We start from the raw sequence: 10,713 nt of genomic DNA on the forward strand, positions 1-10,713 counted from the left end.
CTGTTCAGAAAGATACGGGTTTTTGAGCTAAACAAAGATTGGGAAGAGATCGTTGGAGAGCCTATCGCAAATCACTCGTCGATCGTCGATTTCTCGGAAGGAACCCTGATAATTCGAGTCGACGACGGTATGTGGCTTAATGAGATGAAACTGCGAGAGAAAATCCTGCTTGAAAGGATGAACTCTTCACTGGGAGTAGAAGCAATAAAGAGAATCAGATTTAGAATTGGACGGTAGACCTGGAGGTGTTAAATGTCTGATTTATACAACGCACAAAACATAAAGATTCTGAAGGGACTGGATCCCGTCAGAAAACGACCCGGAATGTACATTGGGTCGACAGGAAAGTCGGGGCTTCACCATCTTGTCTACGAGATCGTCGACAACAGTATCGACGAAGCGATGGGGGGATTTTGCGACACCATTAACATAGTGATTACGGAGGACGGCTCTGTAATTGTTAGTGACAATGGGCGTGGAATTCCGATAGACATCCATCCCGATACCGGGACGAGTGCGCTCGAAGTTGTTATGACAACGCTTCACGCGGGAGGCAAGTTCTCAAAGGACTCTTACAAGATCAGCGGAGGTCTTCACGGTGTGGGCGCTTCCGTTGTCAATGCCCTGTCCGAGTGGATGATCGTTGAGGTAAAGGTAGATGGGAAGATATACAGGCAGAAATATGAACGAGGCAAGGCCCTTGCTCCAGTGGAAGTCGTCGGGGAGACCAACGAGACGGGAACGGTAACAAGTTTCAAGCCCGATCCACTTGTTTTTACCGTTACCGACTTCGACTTCGATATTCTTGAGGCGAGGTTCAAGGAACTTGCTTACCTCAACGGTGGAATCAAGATCACCTTCGAAGACAGAAGAATCGGAGAAAAGAGGAGCTATCATTTCGAAGGCGGAATCGTAGAGTTCGTGAAGGCTCTAACGAAGAACAAAAAATCCATCCATAAGGATCCGATCTATCTAGAAGGCACGTACAACGATGTCAAGATACAGCTTGCAATGCAGTACACATCTTCCTACGACGAAGACATTCTTACTTTCGTAAACAACATAAAGACCATAGAGGGCGGAACCCACTTGACTGGCTTCAAGACGGTTCTAACGAAGACAATGAATGATCTCGGCAGAAAGCACAACGTGCTCAAAGACAAGGATCCGAACCTTCAGGGCGAAGATCTTCGAGAAGGGCTGTCGGCAATCCTAAGCGTCTTTGTCAAGGAACCTCAGTTTGAGGGTCAGACAAAGGCAAAGCTAGGAAATGACGAGGCCTTCGAAGCAGTAATGAAGGTAGTCAAGGAAAAGCTTGAAGAGTACTTCGATTACAATCAAAAGGATCTCAAAGCGATCCTCAGTAAAGCTCTGGAGGCTTCCAGGGCAAGGCTTGCTGCAAAAAAGGCTAGAGAAATGGTCCGCAGAAAGAACGCGCTTGAAAACACGACCCTGCCAGGCAAACTAGCCGATTGTATCTCCGAGAACCTCGACGAGACAGAGATCTTCATAGTTGAAGGTGACTCTGCCGGTGGTTCGGCAAAGATGGCACGTTCGAGGGAGACGCAAGCCATACTTCCTCTCCGGGGAAAGATATTGAACGTCGAAAAAGCCGGTCTGGACAGGATGTTGAAAAGCGAGACGATAAGCAATATCATTGTTGCCCTTGGAACCGGGATGGGGGAGGATTTCGAGATCAAGAATCTGAGATACGGAAAGATAATCATCATGACTGACGCCGATGTAGACGGCGCACATATCACGACACTTCTCTTGACTCTTTTCTATCGTTACATGACCCCACTGATAACAAACGGAAAGGTCTACGTTGCTCAAGCCCCCCTGTACAAGATCGAGATGAACAGGCAAAAGCACTACTTCTACAGCGACGAAGAGTTGACGACTTTTCTTAAGGAGCATTCAGACAGAAAACTGAATTACTCCAGATTCAAGGGACTCGGCGAGATGAATCCCGAGCAACTCTGGGAAACAACGATGAATCCAAATGACAGAAAACTTGTGAAGATAACCATAGAAGATGCGGAGGAAGCAGATCGGGTATTCACAATACTAATGGGTAGCGAGGTGGAGGAAAGAAGGTCGTTTATCCAACGACATGCAATGAGTATTTCCAATCTTGACGTATGAGTCTTTCACTGAGAGCCGGAATTTGCATGGTGATTCTCTTTGCCATGTGGATATTGTGTATAGCGAACTTCGTGCTGGAGTCGTTTTTCACTGAACCCGTAGAGCAGTTAACCAGGATTGTAAATAAGGACGAGCTTCTCATTGAATTTCCGCTGGCCTTTAGAAGAGCCTGGAAAACTGATATAATTTACCCACCGGGAAGTGTTGATGTTTCAGGCGGTAGAGTTTATTTGAAACCTGGTAAGTACATCGTCAGTTACGAGGGCAAATACTACTGGGTTTCGGAGGATTTTGTTATAGTAGACTATGCCCATCTTTCTGAAATTCTAAGCTATCCGATCATGGGTGGAATACAGTTCATTCTAACCGATGGAGTTTATGTAGCCAGCGAAAGAGACATAGATATTTTTGCCGGAGCGGTAGAGGGCATTCTTGCTGACAGAAGAGTTCTTGCACTGGTATCGTACTTTGATTTCAAGAATAACGTGTTACTTCTCAGGAGAGGAATCAGAGTTAAGGTACTTGATTGGGAGAGTTTAAATACAAACAAGGAGCTGCTTCTTCAGTTGGAAAACGCCTCCGACAGAAGCGAATATATTTTCTTGAGTGATGGTAAACTGTTGAGAGCGAGGTGACATTGATGGCCAGGGGGAAGGATTATACAGTTTCTCTCGATGTTGGCACGAACACCCTAAAAGGTGTGGTGGTAAGTAGTGAACAGACAGGTGAGATGACTCTTGAAGCCTATGGGAGCGTTAAGACTGTTGGACTCGACAAGGGCGAAGTGAAGGATGCTGTCGCTCTTAAACAGTCTATTCAGAAGTTGATCGAAGATCTTACAGGTCAAATGGGAAAGAAGGACGTTGAAGCGGACTTCAAGATAAGTTTTACGGATGGTGATTACTCCGTTTTCTCTGAAAATATCGAAGAAGTCCTGTCTGAAGATAAACAGGTAATGGTAAAGGAACAGACGATTGTCGGTTTGATGAGCAGACTCAAGGCCGAGAAAATGAAGACCGGGAACACCAACATACACAGGAGTTACATTCGCAAGTACATTCTCGACGATGACAAAGTCGTTTTCAACCCGGTTGAGATGTACGCTAAGAAACTCAATGTCGAGATGGTCTTCGTTTCCAGTGAAGGCAAATCAGTAGAGATATTCCGGAGGCTCTTCGAAGAGCTTTTTGGCAGAGGAGACTTCTTCATCTCTCCTGCGCTTATCTCCGCCTCCGAGGCCGTACTCACGGATACCGAGAAGCAGCACGGTGTGGTCAGCGTAGTTCTTGGCCATAGTTTCTCGGAAATGGTAATCTACAGAGAAAACCTTCCCGTATACATTTCGAGAATTCCTCTTGGAATTCGACATATCGTTCTCGACATCGCTAGAGTCCTGGGTACTTCTGTCGACGAGGCCGAAAGACTGCTCGTGAATTACGGCCACTGCAGCATGTTCCCGCCCGATGCTGAAGATGTGGTAGAGTATTTTGGACTGGACGAGAGGACAAGGAAGAATGTCTCTGTCAGAAGACTCTCAACAGTCATCTATGCAAGGGTTAAAGAACTCCTGAATAAGATTCGCAAAGAGATTCAGCTCTTCGTGATAAACAATCCCGAGTATTCAGAAGAGAGAATACCGGGAGGAGTGGTCTTCACAGGCGGTGGATCTAAGCTCCGGGGGTTAACGGATGTGGGAGTCGAGTCTCTCAAGATGCCCGTGAGAATCGGTACGTACGAAACGAGCTTTAACAGGCGAATTGAGAATAGCCACGACGTTGCCAATGATCCCATATTCAGTTCGTGTTTGGGCAATCTGGTCTCCCCAGAAGAGATTCAGGGAGAAGCGGTGGAAAGTGTGGTAGAGAGACCCAAGAAAGGTTTTGCATCTTTTATTAGATCCCTCTTCTTTGGAGGTGTAGATGATGAGCTTTGAGATTGACACAGGCAAAAAAAACACACAAATTAGATTGCCTTCCATAAAAGTAATCGGTGTGGGCGGAGCCGGCGGTAATGCAGTCAACAGGATGATATCCGAAGGCATTCACGGAGTTACATTTATTGCTGCCAACACTGATATCCAGGTCCTTGAAAGCAATAAAGCCGACCTGAAGATCCAGCTCGGTACGGAGTTGACAAGGGGTCTGGGAGCAGGCGGTAACCCCAACGTTGGCGAGAGGGCTGCAGAAGAATCGGTAGATGAGATTGGTACGTTCCTCGAAGACACAGATCTTTTATTTATTACCGCAGGAATGGGCGGAGGCACCGGTACAGGTGCAGCTCCGATAGTAGCCTCTATAGCAAGAGAAATGGGAATTCTGACGGTTGCAGTGGTCACAACTCCCTTCTTCTTCGAAGGGAATACCCGTTTAAAGACCGCGCATGAGGGCCTCAGAAGGCTGAAGAACTCCGTCGATACTTTGATTCGAATCTCGAATAATAAGCTACTTCAGGAACTACCACCAAACACTTCCATTGTCGATGCATTTGCGAAGGCCGACGAGACGCTTCATCACGGAATCAAGGGTATCTCTGAGTTAATAACTAAACGCGGCTACATCAACCTTGACTTCGCCGATGTAGAATCAGTTCTGAGAAATGCAGGCACGGCCATGCTAGGGATCGGAGTCGGATCGGGTGAGAGACGGGCCGAAGAAGCAGCAAGAAGAGCCCTTGAGAGCAGACTTCTCGAAAAGCCCATAGATAACGCAACCGGCATAATCCTGAACGTCTCTGCAAAGAATATAACTCTTAGAGAAATGAATATCGCCGCGGCGATCGTTAGACAGAACTGCAGCGAAGATGCCGATGTGAAACTCGGCCTTATTGTCGACCCCGATATGAATGATGATGAACTTGATATAACTTTAATTGCGGCTGGTCTGGAACTCGACGAAGGTGAACTGATGGGCGATGCTTCAGATATCCCGGCAATTTACAGGTTTGGATTGGATCTTAGCGAGGAGGAGTAATTGTTGAGAGTCTACAAGAGACTCGGAGAGCTTTTAATAGACCAGGGTTTGATAAGCGAAGACACTCTCCAGCAGGCTGTTTCTCTACAGAAAAAAGTAAATAAGCCGATCGGAGAAATCCTCGTTGGGATGGGAGTAATCTCCTGGGAGGACATCTACGATTCCCTATCGAAGCAGTACGGCCTGAAGGTGCTGCAAGATTTGCCGAACATGCTTTCTCCAGAAGTTCTCAGGATGATTCCCAAGCCTGTCGCCGACAGGCTGAATGTGATACCTATAGAGTATCTTCCAGAAAATGGCCTTCTGAGAGTTGTAACGACCGATGTTCTGAAGGTTCCCCAGATTGACAGAGAGCTTTCATTCCTTACCGGGAACAAGGTTAGCACTCTTCTCGTACCTCCCCCGATGTTCGACGCTCTCTACAGGTCGTCATACGAAGAATCTGCTTCGAGTGAGATAATCGACAATACCTTCAGCATAGATCAGCGCTCAGAAGTCGATCTCGACGAGGAAAAGGTAGACGAAACCGATGACACACCGGTCGCAAAATTCATAAACTCACTTCTCGATAACGGTATAAGAAGCGACGCCAGTGACATCCATCTCGAACCTTATGAAAAGATGGCCGTAGCGAGGATGAGGGTCGACGGGGTTCTGAGAAAGATACTGAGCTATCCCAGAAAGGCTCATAATTCTGTTGTCTCTAGAATAAAGGTTATGAGTAACCTCGACATCTCTGAAAAGAGAATGCCGCAGGATGGAAAGTTCTACATCCGCCGCGGCAATGAGCAGTTCGACATGAGGGTATCGACGATGCCGACGATTTTCGGTGAGAAGGTCGTCATGAGAATTCTCCGTGTCTCGAATGCGAAGAAACAGCTCGAGGACCTTGGCCTTTCGGATTACAACCGACAGCGTTTTGAAAGTATCATTACCTCTCCGTATGGCATCATTCTGGTATCCGGTCCCACGGGTAGCGGAAAATCGACCACTCTCGTTGCCGTTCTAAACCAGGTTACTTCCGACAAAGTAAACGTACTAACAGCCGAAGACCCCGTTGAATATACCATTGAGGGAATCTCGCAGTGTCAGGTAAACACAGACATAGGATTGACCTTTGCGAGATATCTAAGATCATTTCTCCGTCAGGACCCCGACATAATAATGGTCGGAGAGATTCGTGACAGGGAGACGGCCCAACTGGCAATCGAGGCTTCACTTACCGGCCATCTAGTCTTTTCAACGATCCACACGAACAGCGCCGCAGGTGCCGTGGCCCGTCTTGTCAATATGGGTGTCGACCCATTTCTTCTTGGCACATCCCTGATAGGAGTCATGGGCCAGCGACTGGTCCGTAAGCTCTGCAACAACTGCAAGGTTAAGATTCCCGTGAGAGAGGAAGTAAGGAAGATAGCTTCGATGCTTTATCCCAATCGCGATGATTTCAGTGAGTACATCCCCGGCAACGGCTGCCCCGAGTGTCGCGGAATGGGATACAGGGGAAGAACCAGTATCAGCGAGATACTTGTAGTCGACAGCAAGCTGAGACAGCTTATAGGCGAAAACGCTTCCGAAAGGGAGATCGCAGCCGCCGCAATATCCGGTGGCATGAGAACGCTTTACAATGACGGCGTTCAGAAGGTAATAGACGGAATAACTTCACTCGAAGAGATCAAGAGAGTCGCCATAGAGTACTGAGTCATTCTCACCTCTAGTTATCTTATCCATACTTACGCATACTCAAACATACTCACGCAAGGTGTGTTTAAACGGTTTTTTTCACGAATAGCCGCATTTTGCTCAAATAGCCTCCCCTTTTTTCCGATGATAGTATTGAATTGAATATTCTAGAGTTCAGAATGGAGGTTTATTTATGGCTTACAGGGTTTTGGTATGGGGCCTGGGCGCCATGGGTAGTGGCGTGGCAAGAAATGTTTCTCAGAAGGAGGGCCTCAGGCTTGTTGGTGCCGTTGAAAAGGATCCACAGAAGATCGGTCGAGACCTGGGAGAGTATCTTGGTGGAGAAAAGACTGGACGGCAGATCTGTTCAGATGTGGAGAAGGCTATATCCGAAACGAGACCGGACATTGTGGTTATTGCTACAAATTCCTTCGTCGAAGAAGTTCTAACTAAGATTGAGACCGTGGCCAAGCACCATGTGGACATTCTTACGATAGCAGAAGAGATGGCTTTTCCGTTTTTCTCGCATCCCGAAGAGTCGGAGGTGCTTGAGAACATTGCATGGCGTTACGGTGTATCGATTCTGGGAACGGGAATCAATCCCGGATTCGTACTTGACTTTCTAATAATAGCCATGACGGGCGCATGCTTGAAGGTTGACAGAATCGAAGCGAGAAGGATAAACGACCTCTCGCCCTTCGGTAGGACAGTGATGAAAACCCAAGGAGTCGGAACCTCGCCAGAGGAGTTCAAGAAGGGAATAGAAACTGGAGAGATTGTAGGGCACATAGGCTTTCAACAGTCGATAGCAATGATCGGTAACGCTCTGGGATGGGATATCGACAGAATAGAGGAGAGTCGAGAGCCGATCATCTCGAAAACCGAAAGAAAAACGAGCGTTGCGCATGTCTTGCCTGGAATGGTGGCCGGATGCAGGCATATAGGCCGGGGTTACTGCGGAGACAAGCTAATGATAGAGCTGATTCATCCTCAGCAGATCCTTCCCGAAAAGGAAGGGATCGACACGGGAGACTATATTGACATATTTGGCGAACCAGACATTCACCTTTCAATAAAGCCTGAAATCCCGGGCGGAAAGGGAACGATCGCCCTTGCTACAAACATGATTCCTGCCGTAATCGAGTCTGGTCCGGGACTCCTGGAGATGAGTGAACTCCCGATTCCCAGGTGCTTGCTTAACGAGATTAGGGAGATCTAAGTATGAGCGTAATTAAGGGACAGTGGGTACAGATTCGTCGAATAATACTTTCTGCGGGTGAAAGAGCGCCCTCGGTTCCCGAGGACACGAAAGAAGTCCCTCTCGAACTAAGGGTTAAAGGCTTTCTCTTGGAGGAAAAGTCCGAAGTAGGTGAGATGGTAACAGTAGAAACGGCTTCAGGGAGAAAAGTGTCGGGAAGGCTCGAGGCTGTTGAGCCGGCTCACAAACATAACTTCGGTGATTACATTCCAGAACTGTCCGAAGCGGGAAACGAATTGACAAGATGGCTTACCGGTGGCGATAACGATGAAAGATAGATCTTACGAAGCCGTTATGGCGAGAAGAAAAGAGATAATGAAGGCAACTGTGGGAGTCGATTACGACAGATACGAGCTGGATGGAGTCGCCTTTGATTACGAGAGATTAATGAAGGATACATCGTATCCAATCGCTTCCATCAGAAGGATTCAGTCGGAAACCGGAGTGGGAAACACTCCCCTGATAGAGCTGAAAAACATCACAAGATTGGTCAGGTCGATGAGCAAGTCCGGCTATGGCGCAAGGATCTTTCTCAAGGATGAAGCGACGAATCCTTCAGGCAGTTTTAAAGACCGACGGGCCTCCATAAGTGTTTCACGGGCCAAGGAGCTTGGATATAAAGGAGTCATCGCTGCAACGAGCGGCAACTATGGCGCAGCCGTCGCATCTCAGTCGATGAAGAGAGCCCTGAAGTGCATCGTTGTTCAGGAGTGTTACGACAGCAGGGGAAAGGGTCAGCCTGAGATACTTGAGAAGGCTCGTGCCTGTGAAGCTTACGGAGCGGAAGTGGCTCAATTGACTGTTGGCCCGGAGCTCTTCTATTACTTTCTTTTGCTTCTTGAAGAGACCGGCTATTTCAACGCTTCACTGTACACACCATACGCAATTGCGGGCATAGAATCTCTCGGATACGAGATAGTAGAACAGTCAAATACACTTATCGGAAGAAATCCCGACTACGTTCTCGCGACGCATGCGGGCGGTGGGAATTTGACCGGGACGGCCAGAGGCCTTATCAAAGCCGGTGCAGATCAAACAAAGGTTATCGGTGTTAGCGTCGATCTTTCGGGCCTTCACATGGCTAGCAACAGGGATTTCAACAGGAAGTCTTTCACAACGGGCCATACCGGTTTCGGCATACCCTTTGCCGTTCTCCCCGATAGATCCGATGTTCCCCGAAACGCTGCACGAGCACTGAGATATATGGATAGATATCTTCTGGTCACTCAAGGAGAGGTCTTCTACGTTACCGAAATGCTGGCCAGGCTGGAGGGATTACAACGGGGACCGGCTGGCAACACCAGTCTGACTGCGGCAATAGCTCTCGCAAGAGAATTGCCCGAAGACAAGACCATAGTGGTCCAGGAGACCGAGTATACAGGCGCCGGGAAGCTCCCGAGCGCACAGCTCACATTCGCGAGAGACAATGGAATAGAGATAGTCAGGGGAGACCCGATCAAGATGGATTCACCTGGCAAGAGAATCGCAATTCCCGAAAGCTACTCGCAGATTGCTTACAAAGAAGTGAATATGGACGATCTCAGAAGGTCTTATATCAAGCAACTCATGAAACAGGGAGTAACGCTGATCGATAGCGATTTCGAGTTTCTCTCTGAAGAGCTGAAGATACCTGTGACAAAGGTTCGGGAACTGGTTAAGGAGGTAAGTGATGATGTCGATTCAGAGAAGTGATGATTTCGAGAAGCGGAGTGTGCATCTTAAGAATCTAACCGACGAGGAGCTCGACAGAAGATTCTGGGAGCTAGCTGATAAGATTGTTGAACCCTTGATAGATCTTGCGAAGGCTAATACAAGCCCTTCAATCGAACGCTCTGTGCTTCTTAGAATGGGGCTTGATAGTTCGCAGGCTGGATCAATAGTCACGAAGGCCGTCGAACACGGTTTGCTCGGGAAGGGCGCCGGAAATATCGTTCTAACCTACGCGAAGATGAATTCACTGACCCTGGAAAAGGCGGTTGAAGAACTAGCTGTCGGAAAGGGATGGGAAGCTCTCGTTTCTAACTTCAGGGGAGGCGATCGTAATGCTGCCCGTTAATGAAAAGCTGAGAGTGGAAGAGATTCTAAAGGATCTCGAACACTATGTACCAAGAGAAAGGGCTGGACCTGGAGAAAGAAACTTCCCGAAGGCACGAAGGTCGATGGCTTCTACTACGACGAGATCTCCGAACCTCTGAAGAACAGCGTGGGTCTTCCCGCTTCTCACTACTTTGATAACATAGATCCTCAGCCCGATCCCGTTATAACCTCGGAGATAGCTTCTGGAAGATTCGAAGACGATGTAAGGAGAATGAGAATGGCCGCATGGCATGGGGCCGATCATATAATGGTAATAAGGACTCTCGCCAGAGTCACATAGACGGCCTAATAGAGGGAACCCCCGAGGGGATCGGTGGTATTCCAATAACGAGAAAGCAGCTTAGAGCCACACGTAAGGCTCTTGACATTATTGAGGAGGAAGTTGGAAGACCTATAAACTTCCATTCATATGTAAGCGGAGTGGCCGGTCCGGAAATTGCCGTTCTCTTCGCAGAGGAGGGAGTAAACGGAGCACACCAGGATCCTCAGTACAACATTCTATACAGGGGAATAAATCCACTTCGCTCCTTTGTCGATGCGGCTGTGGCGAAGAAGATTATG

10 protein-coding genes and 1 pseudogene are annotated in these 10,713 nt (G+C 48.0%); all 11 read left to right on the forward strand.

From position 1 onward, the window contains the following. On the forward strand, positions 1–237 hold a 237-nt coding region (locus BG32_RS00115), incomplete at its 5' end, for a DUF721 domain-containing protein (RefSeq protein ID WP_147434756.1). A 15-nt stretch (positions 238–252) separates the two neighbouring features. Next, a complete protein-coding gene (gyrB, locus tag BG32_RS00120; protein ID WP_006486580.1) occupies positions 253–2,148 on the forward strand; it encodes a DNA topoisomerase (ATP-hydrolyzing) subunit B in 1,896 nt (631 codons plus the stop codon). Beyond that, positions 2,145–2,783, forward strand: a complete 639-nt coding sequence (locus tag BG32_RS00125; protein ID WP_006486582.1) for a DUF4894 domain-containing protein — start codon at positions 2,145–2,147, stop codon at positions 2,781–2,783. Before gyrB ends, BG32_RS00125 begins: the two co-directional genes overlap by 4 nt. A 5-nt stretch (positions 2,784–2,788) precedes the next feature. Further along, complete coding sequence (gene ftsA / locus BG32_RS00130) at positions 2,789–4,081, forward strand: cell division protein FtsA (RefSeq protein WP_121526199.1); 1,293 nt, start codon at positions 2,789–2,791, stop codon at positions 4,079–4,081. Beyond that, on the forward strand, positions 4,071–5,117 hold the full coding sequence (gene ftsZ, locus BG32_RS00135; RefSeq protein WP_039882225.1) for a cell division protein FtsZ: 1,047 nt from the start codon (positions 4,071–4,073) through the stop codon (positions 5,115–5,117). The genes ftsA and ftsZ overlap by 11 nt, the downstream gene beginning before the upstream one ends. Further along, entirely contained in the window at positions 5,118–6,815 is a 1,698-nt protein-coding gene (locus BG32_RS00140) for a GspE/PulE family protein (protein ID WP_006486586.1), read from the forward strand. Between the two features lie 175 nt (positions 6,816–6,990). Beyond that, positions 6,991–8,016, forward strand: coding sequence for a 2,4-diaminopentanoate dehydrogenase (gene ord / locus BG32_RS00145; protein WP_121526200.1), 1,026 nt, complete (start codon positions 6,991–6,993; stop codon positions 8,014–8,016). 2 nt (positions 8,017–8,018) lie between these two features. Then, a complete protein-coding gene (gene ortA / locus BG32_RS00150) occupies positions 8,019–8,333 on the forward strand; it encodes a 2-amino-4-oxopentanoate thiolase subunit OrtA (protein ID WP_006486588.1) in 315 nt (104 codons plus the stop codon). Further along, positions 8,323–9,747 (forward strand): 2-amino-4-oxopentanoate thiolase subunit OrtB, encoded by a 1,425-nt coding sequence (gene ortB / locus BG32_RS00155; RefSeq protein WP_121526201.1) that lies wholly within the window; start codon positions 8,323–8,325, stop codon positions 9,745–9,747. The genes ortA and ortB overlap by 11 nt, the downstream gene beginning before the upstream one ends. Continuing rightward, positions 9,725–10,111 carry an ornithine aminomutase subunit alpha gene (locus tag BG32_RS00160; protein WP_121526202.1) on the forward strand — a complete coding sequence of 129 codons (387 nt, stop codon included), beginning with the start codon at positions 9,725–9,727 and terminating at the stop codon, positions 10,109–10,111. The genes ortB and BG32_RS00160 overlap by 23 nt, the downstream gene beginning before the upstream one ends. Further along, positions 10,098–10,713: pseudogene (locus tag BG32_RS16985) on the forward strand (lysine 5,6-aminomutase subunit alpha TIM-barrel domain-containing protein); the annotation flags it as partial. The gene BG32_RS00160 and the pseudogene BG32_RS16985, both read left to right, overlap by 14 nt.

The sequence above is a fragment of the Mesotoga sp. HF07.pep.5.2.highcov genome (assembly GCF_003666285.1).
Lineage (GTDB): Bacteria > Thermotogota > Thermotogae > Petrotogales > Kosmotogaceae > Mesotoga > Mesotoga prima.